Origin of the sequence: Streptomyces sp. NPDC046931 (assembly GCF_040644655.1) — a bacterium.
In the GTDB taxonomy this organism is placed as follows: Bacteria; Actinomycetota; Actinomycetes; order Streptomycetales; family Streptomycetaceae; genus Streptomyces.
This window is the reverse complement of the sequence record NZ_JBEYWX010000035.1, coordinates 15,067-31,996: the sequence shown is the minus strand read 5'-3', so window position 1 is coordinate 31,996 and position 16,930 is coordinate 15,067. Positions and strand designations below refer to the sequence as shown.

The window sequence follows — 16,930 nt, the reverse complement described above, 5'->3', positions numbered from 1 at the left end:
GCAGCGACCGTCCTTCCTCAGGTATGGCGCTTCGGCGATCTCCCCTACGTGCCCGCTCGTAGGGGAGATCGCGTACGTACTCGCTGCGGGGCGTGGCGCAGGACGGGAGCGCGCGGCAGCGCCGCAGGGCCGACCACCTCGGCTACGAGGCTGGCGACAGGTGTGGTTCCCGGCCCTGGTGTCGAAGATCACCGATGCGGCGGCCGATGAGATAGCTGGCTGGCAGAACCGGCCCGTTGACGGGGTACTCCAACCGGAACCGACATGACGATCGGTTCGTGTGCTCGGTACGCAGCACCAAGGCCGGGATCAGCTTGCGCCCCTTGACGAGTTTCACGGCACCAGCCCAGGGGTGGGATCTCCGCGGCGGCATTGGTGTGCCAGCGTGGGGACCGGGAGGGAAGCCCTCATCGATCCCCTCTTTACAGCGTGGACGGGAGCTCTTGGTCGGCCCAGACGAGCTTGCCGCCCGTTGCGGAGCGGAAGCCCCACCTGCTGGACAACTGGGCAACCAGGAACAGTCCCCGGCCGTTTTCGTCGACGATGCGGGCATGGCGCAGGCGCGGGTAACACTTTCCGCTGTCAAAGACTTCGCAGGTCAGGGCTTGGTGCTGGATGAGCCGTAGCCGGATCGGGCCGGCGCCGTGGTGGATAGCGTTGGTGACCAGTTCGCTGATGATCAGCTCCGTGGTGGGCACGAGCTGCTCCAGTCCCCATTCGCTGAGTTGATGGGCGGCCAGGTGCCGGGCGGCGCTGACGACGGCCGGCTCGGTTGGCAGGTCCCAGGAGGCAATGTGGGCCGACTTGAGTGTGTGGATCCGGGCAAGGAGCAAGGCGACGTCGTCAGATGTTGCCTGAGTCGGCACGGTTTCCATCACTGAGGAGCACAAGTCTTCCAAGGACTGTTCGGGTTGTGCCAGGGCGGTGCCGAGGCGGTGCATGCCGACCTCGATGTCGTCGTCACGGGATTCGACCAGGCCGTCGGTGTAGAACGCGAGCAGGCTTCCTTCGGGCAGTTCCACTTCCACGGCGTCGAAGGGGACCAGCCCGAGGCCGAGGCCGAGTGGGGCTCCGGTGGGCAGGTCGGGGAAGGTGACCTGGCCTTGTGCGTCGACTATCGCGGGCGGGGGGTGCCCGGCCCGTGCCATCGTGCACTGCCGGGTGGCCGGGTCGTAGACGGCGTACACACAGGTCGCGCCCATAATCGCGGGGATCTGATCAGGGGCGTCGTCATCTTCCCCGGTCAGCCGCCGGACGCTGTCATCGAGGTGGCTCAGCAGTTCGTCGGGGGGCAGGTCCAGGTCCGCGAGCGTGCGGACGGCGGTGCGGAGCCTGCCCATGGTCACCGCGGCGTTGATGCCGTGTCCGACCACATCACCGACGACGAGGGCCACCCGGGCGCAAGGCAGCGGGATCACATCAAACCAGTCGCCTCCGACACCGGCGTCCGTGTCGGCCGGCAAGTAGCGCCCGGCCGCCTCGACGGCGACGCCGCCCCTCAGGCGGTGCGGGAGCAGGTTGCGCTGGAGGGCGAGGGCCGTGCTGCGTTCGCGAGTGTACTGGCGGGCGTTGTCCAAGGACAGCGCGGCCCGGGTGACCAGTTCCTCAGCCAGGAGTAGGTCATCCTGCTGGAATGGCATCGGGTCCTCGGTGCGCGCGAACAAGGCGACGCCCAACACGGAGTGCCGGGCACGGATGGGCACGATCATCAGGGAGTGCACCCCGTTGTCACGGATCTTTTGCGCCCGTGCCGGGTCGTGGTCGATCCATGTGCCAGGGGTGGTGTCCAGTACCGGTTCCAGGTGGGACCTTCCCGTGCGTAGTGCGCTGGCGAGCGGCGAGTTCGGGGGGACGGAAATTGCCTCCCCTCGCGCAAACGTCGACTCTGGTATCCCTGGGTGGATCGAGGCCAAACCGGCACGTCGGAACACGCGGGGGCGACCGCACGTGGTGTCGTTCTGGGCAGGAGGCTCTTTGCCGAATGGAACCGACTCTGCCAGGTCGACGGTGACGTAGTCGGCCAACAGGGGCACGGCCAGGCTGGCCAGTTCCTGTCCGGTTTGCATGACGTCCAGGGTGCTCCCGATGCGGGTGCTGGCCTGGCTGAGGACGGCAAGGCGCTCGCGCACCCGCTGGTTGCTGGTGACATCCACGGTCAAGGAGCAGACCCCCAGTGCCTGGCCGTCCGCGTCCTGGAGGCAGAAGAACGCGGCTGCGAATGCGTGCTCTCGGCGCGGATCTTCCGGCGGCCATGCCCGGTACTCGTGGACCGCGGAATTGCCGCTCGCCAGCACCTGTCGCATCACCGCTTCAAGAGCCTCGGCCTCGAAGCCGGGCAGTGAATCCTTCAGGCGGCGTCCGAACCTTCGGTCACGGGAAATGCCGTCATGCTCCATCGTGTCGTTCATCCAGGTACAACGTAGCTGTGGGTCACGAATGGCGATGCCGACCGGCGCGCGGGCAAGCAGCGACTCCCGGACCGATCCGTTGATCATCCCCGAGGAGAACGAGCCTGTGTCGGTCAGGGATACCACCCACCGGTGGGCTGCGTCCTGTCCCCACAGCAGCCAGAGGCGCAGGCTCAGCTTGAGCGTGCGGCCGTCGCGGTGGCGGACCGCCGCGGTGCCGGACCAGCCGCCTTGGGCATGGCACTGCTCGGCGAACGCTGATACCCCCAGCGCCTCCTCGGATGACGGCAGCAGGAGTGTGGCGGATCGGCCGACCACGTCCTCAGCGCAGTACCCAACAAGGTGCTGAGCGGCTTGCGTCCACGCGACAACCGTCCCTTGCTCGTCGATCACCGCTATCGCTGCGCCGGATATCTCGCGGAGCCCCAGCGGCTCCAGAAGTGCGGTCTGGTCAGTGCTCATCATCATGGTTCCCATCAGATGCGTCGCGACCCGACCGTATGCGCGCGTCTGCCCACACGTGCGGACCATTCTCTGAGCAAAAGACCGGACCACTTCGCGCCGAACGGCCAGGCGGGCCCCTGGGCGCCGCCTGGCGGACCGGTTGCACTGCGAAGCGCCACGTCGCATGTTCGGGGCGCCACGCTCGGGAGCGGGTCAGCCTCGATTCTCGGTGCGGAAATTTGATTGAGGTCTGCTCTGCTCGGTTCAGCGTGGAGGGAAGCGGAAGCGCAGGGTTAGGTCGTTCGGCCAGGGGACGGGGATCTCCAGGTCGGGGAGGTCACGGTGTGCGCGCCGACGTGCAGGATTCCGGTGGCGTCGAGGAAGTGTCGCCAGATGTTGTCGGGTGTGGCGGTCTCGTAGCGGGGCAGTTTACGGGCGAGCATCCGGTAGAGGATCCCGGCGACGACGGTCAGTGTGGTGTCCAGGTCGACGTTGAGTGGGACTCCGGGGGACAGGCTGATTCGATCATGGTCGGCGTTCAGAAAGACCCCTTGAACTTCGGCGGAGCGCAGCCGTGACATGCCTGTTTACCGACATCGAACCGCATCAAAGGAACGGGAGACGCGCCGTACCCGCATCGCGGGACGTCGCCACGGATGGGGCCGCGACCTTGCTGAACGACAAGCCACACAACCGCGGAGATCTGCACGCGCCACGACGGTCTCGCGCGTCCGCCTCATGAGTCGGATGCTCGACTGCCGCATGGGCCCGCCGTGGAGGATACGACCCTTCTCACGTTCGATGGCCCGTCTCAGACCGTCGCCGGCTAGCGAACCTGCAGTACGTCGACTTCGGGAGACCTCACGAAGGTCTGCACGTAGTCGATGGCTGCCTGCAACGCGTCCTTCAGCGGGGTGATGTCCCGAGCGACCTGAGCGAGGAGGCTGCCGCCTTGGAATGCGGAGAGAAGTAGATTGGCCAGCTGCGTCGGATCCGCGTCAGTGCTGATGCGGCCGAGTTGCTGCATGTGCTGGAGCCCGTCGCGGAAGATGTCCCGCCACTGATCGAACGCACTCGCGAGCTCATCGTGAACGTCAAGGTCAGTCTTGATGATCTCGCTCGCGAGGGAGCCGAGGCTGCAGCCTTCCTGGTAGGCGCGCTCGTAGCCGACGTAGAAATCCGCCCACTCCCGAAAAGCGTCGAGATCGTTGAAGGAGGCGAATCGCTCACTGCGATGGAATGCGAGGACGCGATCGGCCTGCCAGGCGATGACTGCCAGGACGAGACTCTCCTTGGTCGGGAAGTAGTGGTTGAGCTGTGACCCGCTGACGCCGGCTGCGCGACGGAGCTGCTCGTTGTTCGTCGCGTGGACACCCTTCGTGTAGATGAGTTCCGCGGCATGCTCCAGGATCCGGGTGCGCGTCGCCTCGCCCTTGTCCGTGAGCTTGCGAGGCACCCGAGCTCGTGTCGTGGCTTCCATACGGCGCACGATACCGCAAGGTGGGCTTGACAGCCCAGTCTGGGGCAGTGTTAGCTCTGAGAAATGGGCTGCCAAGCCCAAAAATGCCCGGCCTGACCTGAGCTCGGCGACTACTCGCATGCCTACCGGAGGTTGATTCGCTATGGCACGACTGAACGTTCCCTCTTCCGACGATGTCCCCGCGGGAGCGCAAGGCATCCTCGACAACATCGGCGCACAGCTCGGCTTCGTCCCGAACATGTTCAAGACCATCGCGTCGAACCCGACCGTTCTTGACGCCGTCGTGACGCTGCAGAGCACCATGAGCCGCGTTCTGGACGCGAAGACGCGGCACACCATCGCGCTCGCGGTCTCGGAGGCCAACGGTTGCGCTTACTGCCTGGCGATTCACACGTACGTGTCGTCCGAACTCAGCGGAATGTCGAGCGACGACATCGACCTGGCTCGCGCCGGGAGCTCGGTGGACCCCAAGCGCGCCGCAGCCGCTCGCTTCGCTCAACGGGTGGTCGAGAGCCGCGGCCGAGTCAGCGACGCAGACCTCGCGGCTGTGCGCGGCGCCGGCTACACCGACCCGCAGATCTTGGCGCTCGTCACGTTCGCAGTGCAGGCCCTGCTGACCAATTTTCTCAACAACGTCAACCAGACCGACATCGACGTCCCCTCCGTCGGCTCGGTCGGGACGCCCGGTTGAGCGCCGAACCCCAGGCTGAAGATATGGCGGCCGGCCTGTACCTACCGTCGGCCGGACCGAGTGAAGGGATCAATCATGAAGGCAAGTGGAGTGTCCGGACCCGATGCGGACGTCGTCCTCCTGGAGGTGCCTGAGCCGCCGGCTCCTGGTGCTGGTCAGCTTCTGCTGGAGGTGGAGGCGGCCGGTGTCGGTCCGTGGGATCGGTTGCTGAACGGTGCGGGCTGGGATGTGGGGCTGCGTCCGCCGGCGGCGCTGGGTGTGGAGGGCGTGGGCCGGGTTGTGGCTGTGGGTCCTGATGTCGAGGGCTTCGCTGTCGGTGACCGGGTGCTTGCGCATGAGGCCCCGTTGCCCGGTGGCAGCGGCTTCTGGGCTGAGCGGGTGCTGATCACTGCGGCCAGTGCTGCGATCTGCCCGGCGGGGCTGGATCCGGTGCAGGCGGGAGCGTTGCCGGTTGCCGGGCTCACGGCGTACCAGTCGCTGGAGGCACTGGGGCTGAGCCGGGGGGAGCGGCTTCTGATCACCAATGGTGGTGGGGCGACCGGTGTGCTGGCGTTGCAGATTGCTGCTGATCGGGGGATCGAGGTGACGGTGACGGCGTCCGCTTCGGCTGCTGAGCGCCTGCGTGGTCTGGGTGCGTTGGCGGTCGTCGACTACCACGACCCGGATTGGGCGGGTCGGGTTAGTGGTGGGTTCGATGGTGTGTTGATTGCTGCTGGTGGTACAGCGCGGGAAGCGGTGTCGCTGGTGCGGGACGGTGGGCGTCTGGTGTCGCTGACCTCGGACGCGCCGGCGGGGGAGCGTGGTATCACCAGTACGGATCTCTACGTCCGGCCTGATGCCGCTCAGCTTGCCCATCTGGCGGAGGCGGTCGTGGAGGGAAAGCTGAGGCAGAACGTGGAAGCGCTCCCTTTGAATGAGGGGCCGGCCGCTTTCGCCCGGGTGTCCGCCGGGCAGGCCGGTGGCAAGAAGATCGTGCTGACCTGAGCACGTCCATGGCGGGGTGCCGCCCGGTCCTGACAGCGACTCATGGCACCCGCCGGACACGGTACGGCCGCGTGCGCGGCCGTACCCACCAGGCGCGGCGCACATCAGGCGGTCGGGCCGGGGGCGTCCAACGCGATCGGGAAGCCCGCGCAACAGCGCAGAGCGAGCGCCGGGGCATCGGCGGACCAGGCCATCGGCATGTTGTGGCACTCGAAAAGGGCTGCGTCGTGGCCGCCAGGAGGGCGGAGCACACAGACGTGGCAGGAAAGGCTGACGAGCGATGGGAATAATCACTGAGGACATGCGGCAGATCGTCACCAGCGCCAAGCTGGCGTTCGTTGCGACGGTCTGCGAGGACGGCTCTCCCAACCTCTCCCCGAAGGGGTCCGTGCGCGTCTACGGCGACGATCACCTGGTATTCATGAACATGGCCTCGCCCAATACGGTGGAGAACCTGCGGCACAATCCGCGGGTTGAGGTCAACGTGATCGACTTCCTGCTCCGGCGGGGGTACCGCTTCAAGGGAACAGCCGAGATCCGCGGGAAAGGTGACCCGGTGTACGACTGGTCCCGCCAGTGGGTACTGAACACCCACGGCGATCCCATCTACCCGTGCCACGAGGCCGTACTGATCAGGGTGGACCGGGTGCTGCGGGTGGACTCTCCCGCGTACACATTCGGGCACGCGAACGAGGATGACCTGAAGCATGAGTGGGCCGCCAACTACGGTGTGGCATACCTTTGATGTGACATCGGACCACCTGTCCCGCAGGGCCGGCCGCAGACCGTGGTCTGCGGCCGGCCGGCCGCCGAAGTGCGAGCGCCCGCTGAAGGGCTCGGCTGTGGACGCGGTCAGGGTGCAGATCCGCAAGCTTTTGCGGGAGACGCCGACGATGCCGGCGACGGTGATTGTGGAGCGGATCGGCTGGCAGCGGGGGAGGACGATCCTCAAGGAACGTGTTGTGCGTGAGCTCGGACCGGCGTGTTTGCCGGTGGACCCCGCGAGGACGCTGCCCGCGGCGGACCGAGAACCCTGATCCCGGCCCCGGTCGGGGAACGGCTGGAGATCGCCACCGCGGAGTACAACAATTGCACCTACTGCCCCTCCGCCCACACCTACATAGGGGCGCGCGTCGCCAAGGTCGGCGCCGGGGGACCGGAGCGTGCCCGCCACGCGGAGTCCGCCGCCGCACGCCGCCGCAGTGCCGGACCTGTCCCACGCCATTGCCCGCGGCCACATCCGTGAGACGCAGCTCAGGGCTGCCCGGGCCGTGGGCGTCACCGACGCCGAGATGGCCGAGGTCGCGGGCAATCCGGCGTTGAACATCCTCACGAACTACTTCAACGTACTCGCCGATACCGACATCGAATGGCCGGTCGTCACCCCGCACACCGACGCCTGACCGAGGCGCCCTGGCCTGGTCGGGGAGCCCCCGCCCAGGCCCGACCCACCAGGCTCGACGGGCAGCGTCACCACCGCCTCGACCGTCGTCAGGCACTGCCAGGAATGCGAGGAAGAACATGAGCGAATCGCACGAAACCCAGACAGGAGTGCCTTACGACGTGGTCGTACTGGGCGCAGGCCCGGCCGGTGCGAACGTCGCCGATCGCGCCCGTGCCGCCGCCCTCTCCGTAGCGGTCGTGGAACGGGAACTGGTCGGCGGTGACTGCGCGTACTGGGCGTGCGTGCCCAGTAAGGCGCTGCTGCGGCCGGTCATCGCGCTCGCCGACGCGCGGCGCGTGGACGGTGCCCGGCAGGCTGTCACCGGTCGGGTCGACGCCGATGGCGTCTTCACCCGTCGCAACCGCTCTGTCTCCGACTGGGATGACACCAGACAGGCTCTGTTCCTCAAGTCCATCGGAGCCGACCTCTTCCGTGGCCACGGCCGTCTCGACGGGCCCCGACGCGTCAGCGTCACCCGTGACGACGGCGCCCGGCAGACCCTCACTGCCCGGCACGCAGTGGCCATCGCAACCGGCAGCCGACCGGCGCTGCCCGACATCCCGGGCATCAAGGAGGCCCGTCCCTGGACGAGCCGGCAGGGCACCGAATCCAGCACCGTGCCCACTCGCCTCGCCATCATCGGCGGCGGCGGAGTCGGCATCGAGATGGCCACCCTCTGGCAGGGCCTCGGCTCCCAGGTCACCCTGCTCGCCCGGCGCCGCCTGATCCCCCGCATGGAACCCTTCGCCGGCGAACTGGTCGCCCAGGGATTGAGAGAGTCGGGCGCGGATGTGCGGATCGGCGTCCAGGTGACCGCCCTGCGCCGCCCGGACCCGCAGGGGCCGGTCACCCTCACCCTCGACGACGGCGGCGAGCTGGAGGCCGACGAGGTCCTGTGCGCCACCGGCCGCACCCCCGCCACCGACGACATCGGCCTGGACACCGTCGGCCTCACCCCCGGCTCCTGGCTCGATGTGGACACCACCTGCCTGGTACAGGGAGCCGACGGCGACTGGCTGTACGCCCTCGGCGACGTCAACCACCGTGCCCTGCTCACCCACCAGGGCAAATACCAAGCCCGGACCGCAGGCGACGCCATCGGCGCCCGCGCCGCCGGCCGCCCGCTCGACGACACGCCCTGGGGCGACCACGCCACCACCGCCGACCAGCACGCCGTACCCCAGGTGTTCTTCAGCGACCCCGAGGCGGCCGCGGTGGGCCTGAGCGCCGAACAGGCGGAACGCTCCGGGTACCGCATCAAGACCGTCGACCTCGACTTCAACGCCGCCCAGGGCGCCAACCTCTACGCCGACGGCTACCAGGGCCACGCCCGGCTGGTCGTCGACCTCGACCGGGAAATCCTCCTCGGAGTGACCTTCGTCGGCCCAGGCGTCAGCGAGCTCCTGCACTCGGCAACCATCGCGGTCGCCGGTGAGATCCCGCTCAAACGGCTTAGGCACGCGATCGCCCCCTTCCCCACCGTCAGCGAGATCTGGCTCTTCCTCCTCGCCGCGTACCAGCACGATCAGGAGACGCCGTAGACCACCGCCACCCGGCACCGAAGGGTGAGGAATCGGGCGCGCCGGCCCTGTCACCGCAGGGCCCGAGGGGCCGACGTGCGCCGCCGTGCTTCCGCCGGCGCACGCTGGACTAGGATGCCGGCCACGACGCGGACGCGGTGATGGCCGAGACTGTCCCGAGCGACAGCAGGCGAGCACGTGGCCGCGCCGAGGGCAGCCTGTCCGTGCCAGGCGATCGGGACAGCGGCTCCCATCGATGCGTCGAAGCTGGCAGTGGCGCAGAAGCAGGCGCCGGGACTGTGATCAGGTCGTGACTGATGCCTGCCGGTCCAGGAGGTGGTGCATCACGTGCTCCGGGATGGCCGGGTTAGCGGCTGCGGATATGGCGGTGATGGCGTTGTGGAGCAGGCTGGTCAGCGCGCGCGTGGTCAGGCGTGGGTCGGACGCTGCCGGTTTGCGCCTTCGCCGAGTTGACGAACAACCGGCAGGGCCAGCACCTCGGCCAGTGGATCGATCGCGTCCAGGCCGACGACCTGCCCGCCGTGCACACCTTCGCCGCCGGCCTCGGGCAAGACCTCGACGCCGTCATCGCCAGCCTGAGCATGCGCTATAGCTCTGGCGCGGTCGAAGGCCACAACAACAAGATCAAGATGTTGAAGCGGCAGATGTTCGGCCGAGCCCACTTCGACCTGCTCCGCAAGAGGGTCCTCCTCACGGTGCGAGGCCGTTCATGATCGCGGTCGTGGTGACCCGGCTTGGCTCCGGGAACTGGCCGGGAAGCCGGACCCCGTTGCACGGCTGGCGCAGGAGACGATGGGGTCGGCCACTTCCTACGCGCCCATGTCCCATCAGGCCTCTGGCCATGCCCCCACGCAGGAGGAGACGCGCGAGGGATCACCGGCCGAGCGGGCGCGACAGCACCGGAACCGCGCGGAAGATGACGTACGACTGGTGCAAGAAGGGCCTGGGCAGCGACAAGAAGTTCTACGTGAAGTCGCGGTTCGCCGTGTGCGACGAGGCCTCGTTCGTGCAGGAGTGGCTGCAAACGGCCGCCTAACCGGTGCGAGCATGTTCAACGTGCGTGTGGTCGGCACCATCGCACGGGTCAGCCGCACGATCGACTTCCAGTACTACTTCACCGACTTCCAAGCGACCTGCGAAACCAGCGCCCTGTCCATGTCGATCAAACGGCCGAAGTCGTATGTCGTATCCGGAGCCGGTGCGTTACGCCTGACCTGCGGTCGGCGGCCGTCACGCGGCAGGCCCCGAACACGGTCAGCCGGGCGCTGGGGAGTCGGGGCCGGGGGCGGGCTGGACGGCGGTGCGGGCGGATGGCTGCACGGTCCCGCACAGGGGCGTCCTGGCCGTGGGGGTCCGTGACCAGGGCGACGGCAGGCCCCCCGGCCACGCCGACCAGCTGCCTGCGTTCTTGTGCGCTCAAGCCACTTCAGATGACATCCCCGGCTATCTATCCTCTTCCCGCGCAAGGCATGCCGGGAATGCGGCGACCGACTGAAGTGCACCGGCAACGTCGACGGCAAAGGACGTCACATCTTCCTGCTGCCGGAAGCCCAGCAGAAGATCCAGACGCAGGTCAGGAAAGACCAGAAGACCAGCAACTGGCAGCGGCGTTATGCCATCTGCGCAGGCTGCGAAGCAACGGTGTCTGAAACGGTCCACGCTCACGGACTGCGTCATTGCCGCTACCGCGGTCTGGCAAAGACGCACGTCCAACATGTGCTCACAGCCGCCGGAACCAACATCATCCGCCTCGGCGAATGCTTCCCTCCAGGCACTGCACCGGGTCCTCCACCACGACCACCGACCCACTTCCAGCGGCTCTGCCAAGGACTGACGGCCTAGAGATCACCAACGGCATCAGTTCCGTGAACGGCCGGCGAGGTTTCCCGGTCAGCCCAGCGAGGCGCTCGCTGCACGTAGTTCGGCCAGGGCCGCCAGGGTGTACCCGGCGAGCTCGTCCTTGCCGTCACGGTCGCCCTCGGACCATTGGGCGAACCCCCGTTTGAAGGCGAGGACGCCCAGCTCGCCCGCCAGAGCCGCGGTCGGATCGGGTATGCCGCGGGCGACCAGAGCGGTCGTCATCGCGGCCGCGAGGCTGACGCTCTTGAGGGCGTCACGCTCCTGAAGTTCGGCGCTGGCGGCGACGGCCGCCTTCAAGCGAGGGGCGAGCTCGCGATTCATGGGGCCCATCGCGCTCGAGGCGCGCTCGAGACCGGCGGCGACCGCCTCGAGGGGGCTGGCGTCACCGGGCGCGTCGGCGATCCCCTCGGTCAGCAGTCGGCTCAGCGTCTCCTGTCCGGCCACCAGCAACTCGCGCTTGTCGGGGAAGTGCCGGAAGAAGGTGCTCTTGGTGACTCCGGCGCGCTCGGCGATCTGCGCGACTGTCGTGGCGTCGTACCCCTGCTCGGCGAACAGGTCGACGGCAGCCACGACGAGGCGTTCGCGTGCGCCTGGTTCCCATCTGCCCATGATCTCCATCATAGGTGATGGGACTCTTGTCCCATGACTGCGGTAGGGTGATGGGACAAGAGTCCCATCACCTGTGGGGGAGTTTTCCATGCGCGTCTTTGTCACAGGCGGCACCGGTCTCATCGGTTCCGCCGTCGTCGCCGAACTGCTTGGCAACGGCCACACCGTCCTCGCGCTCGCCCGCTCCGAAGCGTCCGCGCTGGCCGTAGAGGCGGCCGGCGCCGAGCCGATCCGAGGGGCTCTCGCCGACCTGGACGCCCTTCGCGCCGGCGTCGCCCGGACCGACGGGGTGATCCATCTCGCGTTCGACCACGACTTCAGCAGCCCCGACACCCTCGTGAAGGCGGTCGCCGAGGAGGGTGCCGCCCTCGCGACCCTCGGCGAGCAACTCGTCGGCAGCGACCGCCCCTTCGTCACCGCCTCGGGTACGCCCCATGTACCCGGCCGCGCCTCCACCGAGGCCGACCCGCTGACGACCCAGGGGCCGGTCGGCAGTCGCGGTCGCGCGGTCACGGCGGCCCTGGGCCTGGCCTCGCACGGGGTCCGGAGTACGGCCGTACGCCTGCCGCGCACGGTTCACAACCAGGGCACGGGCGGGTTCGCCGGCCTGCTGACCGACATCGCACGCCGGACCGGAGTGTCCGGTTACCCGGGCGACGGCGCACAGCGCTGGCCGGCCGTGCACGCGCTCGACGCGGCAGTCCTCTTCCGGCTCGCCCTGGAGCAGGCGGAAGCAGGTACCTCCTGGCACGCCGTGGCCGACGAGGGGGACAAGGTTCGCGACATCGCCGCGGTCATCGGCCGACGGCTGGGCCTGCCGGTCGAGTCGGTGCCGGCGGAGACCTACGGCCCCCTCGGTCAGATCTTCGCGAGCGACCAGCCCTCGTCCAGCACCCGCACCCGGCAGTCGCTCGGCTGGCAGCCCAAGCACCCCGGCCTTCTGGAGGACCTGGAGAACGTCCAGCCCTGACCGGGGACCGGGACGATCGGGCAGGCCCACTTCCTACGCTCGCGCCGGCAGCGAAAGATCCTCATCCACGTCCCCCCAGTCTCAATACAGCCTTTTCAGGCAAATCGTCACCAGTCAGGCCACCGGCGGTGTCCAGGATAGGGAAGGGGGGCTCCTTTCACGGCCTGGAGAGCCCGGGGTACGTGACTCCTCCCCCGGCTGAAGCCGGGGGCTTTTCGTTACGCCGGGTTGGCGTTGCGACGGACCAGCCCGGCCCGTAGAACGTTGAGGGCGCCCACGGTGTCAGCGTGCGCGTGGTGGCCGCACGAGACGCAGTGGAACTTTTCCTGTGTGGGCCGGTTCTCCTTCGCGGTGTGCCCGCATTCGGGGCAGGTGCGGGAGGTGTTGCGGGGGTTGACGGCGATCACTTCCCGTCCGGCGCTTTCAGCCTTGGCGTGCAGGATCGTCAGGAACACCCCCCATCCGGCATCGCTGATCGACCTGTTGAGCCCGGCTTTGGCCAAGGCCCCGTTGGGCAGGAAGGTGCCCGGCCGACCGGGATCGGATCTCGGTGCGGGAGCCTTGCCCATAGTGCGGATCTTTAAATCCTCGTGCGCGATGAAGTCGTGCGCGCGGACCAGGCCGAGCGCGGTCTTGTGCGCGTGGTCGAGCCGCTGGCGACGCACCTTCCTGTGAAGCTGGGCGACCTTCTCCACCGCCCGCTGGTGGCCGGCGCTGCGGTCCTTCGCCTTGCGGCGCGGGAACCGGGACAGGGCCTGCTGCGCCGCTTGGAGCTTGCCGGCTGCACGGCGGCCGTGGCGCGGATTGGGCACGAAAGCGCCGTTGGAGTCGGCGAGGAAGTTCGCGATACCCAGGTCGATACCGACCGCGGAGCCGGTCGCGGGCAGCGGTTCGGGCCGGTCCTGCTCGGCGGCCAGCACGACGAACCACTTGCGGCCCTCGCGCTTGACCGACACGGTCTTGATCCTGCCGACCACGGCCCGGTGCCGGTGGACCTTGACGTGCCCCACCCCCTGGAAGCGGACGCGGGTGACCGGGTCGTGCGGGGTGGAGTTCCACCGGCAGCCGTCCCCGTCCCTGCGGAAGTCCACCGTGTCGAACCAGTTCACCGAGCGAAAGCGCGGGTAGCCCGGGGCATCACCGGACCTGACCCGGCGGAAGAACGCGGCGAACGCCTTGTCCAGACGGCGCAAGGTGGCCTGCTGCGAACTGAACGACCAACGGCCCTGCCGCTGCGCATCGAACGCCCGGATCTCCTTGAGCTGCGCGGACTGCATCCCGTACGTGACGGTGCTCTTCGAGACGTGCCGGTAGGCGTCGCGGCGTTCCTGCAACGCCGCGTTGTAGAGCAAGCAGTGGTCGTGCAGCATCCCGGCGAGCGCCTGGCCCTGCCGGACGGTGGGCCGCATGAGGAACTTGTACGCACGGATCATCCCGAAGCCCACCCCCTCCGGTCGAATCGTTCGATCCTACCTCCACGCGCACTTGGGGTTTGTCACGAAGTACCGACGTGAAGTCTTCAACGGCGAGATGCTGACACGCCGCGAGGAGATCATGCGCGACGTGTGCGAGAGCTTCGGCGCAGCTGCGGGAGTTCGACGACGAAGTTGATCACGTCCACCTTCTCGTGCACTACCCGCCAAAGGTCGCCCTGTCCAAACTCGTCAACAGCCTCAAAGGCGTCAGCTCCCGGTACCTGCCCGCGCAGTACACCGGCCGGAACAACCGGATCAACCGGATCGGGACGGGCTCGTGTTCTGGTCCCCGTCCTACTTCGCAGCATGCTGCGGCGGCGCACCGCTGAGCATCGTCAAGGACTACATCGAGAACCAAAAAGCGCCCAGCTGGCCGTCACCACACCAGCGCAGAGACCTCCGGCGCTGCGCGCCTCCGAGTCGAGGATCGCATTCCCGCCCGGCCTGAAGGCCGGGATTCCCTGCGAAGAACAAGGGATGGAGCGGCGTAGAGACCCCGACGGCTCCCGGATCTTCTTCTCCCGGGCCTCCAGCAGGCCAAGCACCGACGGCACCAGCCACCTCCACAAGCGACGCGAGCAGACGAACTGCCCCCTCCCTCCCGTGGCCAGAGGACGTCCATACCCACCCGGCCCGAACCAAGAACCACGTTCGGAAGCGGAGGGCGTCTTAACCGTCGCGCACCACCAAATCAGCGACAGTTCCGGCCAGATGTCCCGCTCGGTCACCGGCTACGTGACATCGTCCGTCGCGGTGGGCAGACTGAATCTTCTGCCGTCGCGCAAACGGCACCAGGTACGTCGGCTCACCGTCGTCAGCTCGAGCGGGGTCGACCCGCACCCGTACTCCGATGGCGGCTTCCTGTTCAACGGAGTGCTTCTGCCCTACGTGACGCAGGTGCTGGGCAAAACGCTGTACGACGACATGCGGCGGATGGAAGCGCTGGTCCGGGCCAGCGATCTGGACTGGACGATCATCCGCCCGGGCGGGCACTACCACCTGCCGTCGGCGTGGCCACCGACTACACCCTCGTCGAGGGCCACGCCGACGGCAGATTCACCGCCCGCGTGGACCTGGCCGGGAGCATGCTGGTCCTGCTCAACGACGACCGCCACCACCGCACCACCGTCAGCGTCATCACCACCGTCGACAACCCCACTCTGCTCCAGTGCATCCGCCGCGAAGCACTGGCCCACAGATGAGCCGATCCGTCCGCACCCGGCCGAGGCAGCAACGCAGCAAGTACGCAAGGCGGCGCCTCCGCGCGTGGAAAGGCATGCCGAGCACCGCACGGTCGGCCCGACCATGGGCCCGGCCAACGTCAGCCCTGCGGGCGGGTTGCCCGATCGGGACCGTTGGCCGGGGCTGCCGGCTGGCGTGCAGTGGGAGTTTCCGGCGCTGCTGGGGGAGTGCTGGTTACTGTGCTTGGGCGAGCTGGATGGCGTCGGGGCCGGCGGGGAAGTGTTGGTGGCCGGTGGTGTCGTGGACGGCTCCCCATACGGTTTCGGCGACGTCGCTTTCCGTGATGAACAGTTCCTGGCCTGTGATGTGGGCCATGGCCTTGTTCGCCCAGAAGGCGTAGGGCGCTGGGACCAGCTCGTCCAGCGAGGTGCCGTCCAAGCTCACCGGCAACAGCAGAGCGCCGGCCCTCCGGCGATCGCGTACGCGGCCGGCGCCAGGCCCGGCGTGTACCCGGGCAGTGTCCGGCTGGCCGGCCCGTATGCGAAGCACAGCATGATCAACGGCATACTCCAATGAGCCCACACCGTCGCCCCGCGCACCCTCCCGATCCGGATCGAACCCTGCATCGCTCTCTCCACCGGCCGACACACGGGCGCAGCCGCAAACGAGCTCCGGCCCGCTTCCATGGTCCGTCCGGCGCCTCGCGATCGAAAGCAGCCCCACGACACCAGGCCGGCGCGGTCCGCAACCGCGCACAGATCCCCCCGCCGCGCCGCGATCGCCGCCGAGGCAGAAGCAGTGCTGTGGACCTACGGTGGTCTGACAGGGACCGACAGGCCGAACCGGCGTTGCGCAGGAGGCTGCGATGGAGGAGCACTTCGTCTGGGTGACGACACGCCGGCTTCAGCCGGGCACCTTGGAGGAGTTCGAGAGGGCGTGGCGTCCCGCCCCCTACCCGCAGGGTCTGCGCCGCGCCTTTGCGTACTGGTCCGAGGACGGACAGGAGATCACCGGGGTGTCGTTCTGGGACTCCCAGGAGACATGCGACTCCTGGCGGAATTCCGAGGCGGAGGCCCGCCGGCGTACGGCCATGGCCCCGTACGTCGTCGAGGAGCGGGAAGGGTTCTACCGCGGCCGTGAACTGGCCATCCCGCCAAAGTAGCCGTCCGCGAGCGGGTGCCACGGCACGCCGCGGCGGTTCCCCTGGCGACGCATCGACGGCGGGGCAGCCGGCGTAGACCGTCAGGTCGTCATCACGGCATCGCAGTCGGGGCAAATCGCGGACGCGTACTCTGCGGGATACCAAGGCGCCTCAGGGTGCTCGGATGGCTTCTGGCAGGCCGTCTCCATAGCGAAGGTGTCCTTGCCGCAAAGAGTCCGCGGTCCCGTCGCGGTGGGCGTCCCCGGGGCGGTGGGCGCCGCATGCACCCGGCGGACGGTCCGTGCCCCACCCGGCGCCCCGCCCGGGGAGGTGTGCGTGCCTACCGGCTTGTCGAGCTCGTACACGACGACGATCGCGCCCATGCCTCTACGGTAGACGGACCCACGGCCGGTTAGCGGTGGGCCGTCGTGCTCCGTTTGGGTCCGAGCGTGGCGGTAACGGCGCTGCAGTGGGTCTTCTCTCAGGGGTGCGAGCGCCGGCTCGGCTGGTGGAAGAACCGGTGGACCCACCGCTACCGCCGCCGGCTCCGACAGAGCCGGCGCCGGCAAGAAGACCCCCGTCACCAGCCCCGGGGCCGGCGGTGCTGGGCCGCCGTGGCGGCGCGGTGCGGGCAGGCCGTGACTGCTCCCCGAGGACATCGCCGAAGGACGCTTCCGTCTGCCCCACGAGTAACTGGATGC

Annotated in this window: 16 protein-coding genes and 3 pseudogenes; 13 read left to right on the top strand and 6 right to left on the bottom strand. The window is 68.3% G+C overall.

All coding sequences use genetic code 11. The annotated features are described in order from the left end of the window. Positions 1–422: 422 nt before the first annotated feature. The 3 genes from ABZ876_RS35790 to ABZ876_RS35780 all read right to left on the bottom strand — a co-directional run bounded on the left by ABZ876_RS35790 (position 423) and on the right by ABZ876_RS35780 (position 4,332). Positions 423–2,876 carry a SpoIIE family protein phosphatase gene (locus ABZ876_RS35790; protein ID WP_361789649.1) on the bottom strand — a complete coding sequence of 818 codons (2,454 nt, stop codon included), beginning with the start codon at positions 2,874–2,876 and terminating at the stop codon, positions 423–425. Positions 2,877–3,145: 269 nt separating this feature from the next. Next, on the bottom strand, positions 3,146–3,433 hold the full coding sequence (locus ABZ876_RS35785) for a hypothetical protein (protein WP_361789647.1): 288 nt from the start codon (positions 3,431–3,433) through the stop codon (positions 3,146–3,148). Positions 3,434–3,678: 245 nt separating this feature from the next. Continuing rightward, positions 3,679–4,332: a TetR family transcriptional regulator C-terminal domain-containing protein gene (locus tag ABZ876_RS35780; RefSeq protein WP_361789645.1), complete on the bottom strand. Its 654-nt coding sequence runs from the start codon at positions 4,330–4,332 to the stop codon at positions 3,679–3,681. A gap of 142 nt (positions 4,333–4,474) precedes the next feature. On the opposite strand from ABZ876_RS35780, the gene ABZ876_RS35775 reads away from it, so the two are divergent. The 8 genes and pseudogenes from ABZ876_RS35775 to ABZ876_RS35740 all read left to right on the top strand — a co-directional run bounded on the left by ABZ876_RS35775 (position 4,475) and on the right by ABZ876_RS35740 (position 10,834). Next, entirely contained in the window at positions 4,475–5,023 is a 549-nt protein-coding gene (locus ABZ876_RS35775; RefSeq protein ID WP_361789643.1) for a carboxymuconolactone decarboxylase family protein, read from the top strand. A gap of 75 nt (positions 5,024–5,098) precedes the next feature. After that, positions 5,099–6,007, top strand: coding sequence for an NADP-dependent oxidoreductase (locus ABZ876_RS35770; RefSeq protein WP_361789641.1), 909 nt, complete (start codon positions 5,099–5,101; stop codon positions 6,005–6,007). A 280-nt stretch (positions 6,008–6,287) separates the two neighbouring features. Next, positions 6,288–6,752, top strand: a complete 465-nt coding sequence (locus ABZ876_RS35765; RefSeq protein WP_361789639.1) for a pyridoxamine 5'-phosphate oxidase family protein — start codon at positions 6,288–6,290, stop codon at positions 6,750–6,752. Positions 6,753–6,840: 88 nt separating this feature from the next. Then, positions 6,841–7,011, top strand: a pseudogene (locus ABZ876_RS35760) (IS21 family transposase); the annotation flags it as partial. 159 nt (positions 7,012–7,170) lie between these two features. After that, positions 7,171–7,410 carry a hypothetical protein gene (locus ABZ876_RS35755; RefSeq protein ID WP_361789637.1) on the top strand — a complete coding sequence of 80 codons (240 nt, stop codon included), beginning with the start codon at positions 7,171–7,173 and terminating at the stop codon, positions 7,408–7,410. Positions 7,411–7,528: 118 nt separating this feature from the next. Continuing rightward, on the top strand, positions 7,529–8,992 hold the full coding sequence (locus ABZ876_RS35750; protein ID WP_361789635.1) for an NAD(P)/FAD-dependent oxidoreductase: 1,464 nt from the start codon (positions 7,529–7,531) through the stop codon (positions 8,990–8,992). 413 nt (positions 8,993–9,405) lie between these two features. Beyond that, positions 9,406–9,705, top strand: a complete 300-nt coding sequence (locus ABZ876_RS35745) for a transposase (protein ID WP_361789633.1) — start codon at positions 9,406–9,408, stop codon at positions 9,703–9,705. 736 nt (positions 9,706–10,441) lie between these two features. Beyond that, positions 10,442–10,834: a transposase gene (locus ABZ876_RS35740; protein WP_361789711.1), complete on the top strand. Its 393-nt coding sequence runs from the start codon at positions 10,442–10,444 to the stop codon at positions 10,832–10,834. Between the two features lie 48 nt (positions 10,835–10,882). On the opposite strand, the gene ABZ876_RS35735 is transcribed toward ABZ876_RS35740, so the two are convergent. Then, a complete protein-coding gene (locus tag ABZ876_RS35735) occupies positions 10,883–11,461 on the bottom strand; it encodes a helix-turn-helix domain-containing protein (protein WP_361789631.1) in 579 nt (192 codons plus the stop codon). A gap of 88 nt (positions 11,462–11,549) precedes the next feature. On the opposite strand from ABZ876_RS35735, the gene ABZ876_RS35730 reads away from it, so the two are divergent. Next, positions 11,550–12,431, top strand: a complete 882-nt coding sequence (locus tag ABZ876_RS35730; protein ID WP_361789629.1) for an SDR family oxidoreductase — start codon at positions 11,550–11,552, stop codon at positions 12,429–12,431. A 218-nt stretch (positions 12,432–12,649) separates the two neighbouring features. Here the strand turns inward: ABZ876_RS35730 and ABZ876_RS35725 are convergent, their stop codons facing one another. After that, complete coding sequence (locus ABZ876_RS35725; protein WP_361789627.1) at positions 12,650–13,864, bottom strand: transposase; 1,215 nt, start codon at positions 13,862–13,864, stop codon at positions 12,650–12,652. Here ABZ876_RS35725 and tnpA point away from each other — a divergent pair. The 3 genes and pseudogenes from tnpA to ABZ876_RS35710 all read left to right on the top strand — a co-directional run bounded on the left by tnpA (position 13,839) and on the right by ABZ876_RS35710 (position 15,108). Beyond that, positions 13,839–14,354 (top strand): annotated as a pseudogene (gene tnpA, locus ABZ876_RS35720) (IS200/IS605 family transposase). The gene ABZ876_RS35725 and the pseudogene tnpA sit on opposite strands and share 26 nt — an antisense overlap. 29 nt (positions 14,355–14,383) lie before the next feature. After that, positions 14,384–14,884, top strand: a pseudogene (locus tag ABZ876_RS35715) (NAD(P)H-binding protein); the annotation flags it as partial. Between the two features lie 32 nt (positions 14,885–14,916). Then, positions 14,917–15,108: a hypothetical protein gene (locus ABZ876_RS35710; protein WP_361789721.1), complete on the top strand. Its 192-nt coding sequence runs from the start codon at positions 14,917–14,919 to the stop codon at positions 15,106–15,108. Between the two features lie 214 nt (positions 15,109–15,322). Here the strand turns inward: ABZ876_RS35710 and ABZ876_RS35705 are convergent, their stop codons facing one another. Further along, the gene (locus ABZ876_RS35705; RefSeq protein ID WP_361789719.1) at positions 15,323–15,532 is read right to left on the bottom strand and encodes a hypothetical protein; all 210 of its coding nucleotides are present in this window, start codon (positions 15,530–15,532) and stop codon (positions 15,323–15,325) included. A 421-nt stretch (positions 15,533–15,953) separates the two neighbouring features. Here ABZ876_RS35705 and ABZ876_RS35700 point away from each other — a divergent pair, with 421 nt between their 5' ends. After that, the gene (locus tag ABZ876_RS35700; protein ID WP_361789625.1) at positions 15,954–16,250 is read left to right on the top strand and encodes a hypothetical protein; all 297 of its coding nucleotides are present in this window, start codon (positions 15,954–15,956) and stop codon (positions 16,248–16,250) included. The last annotated feature ends 680 nt before the right edge of the window (positions 16,251–16,930 follow it).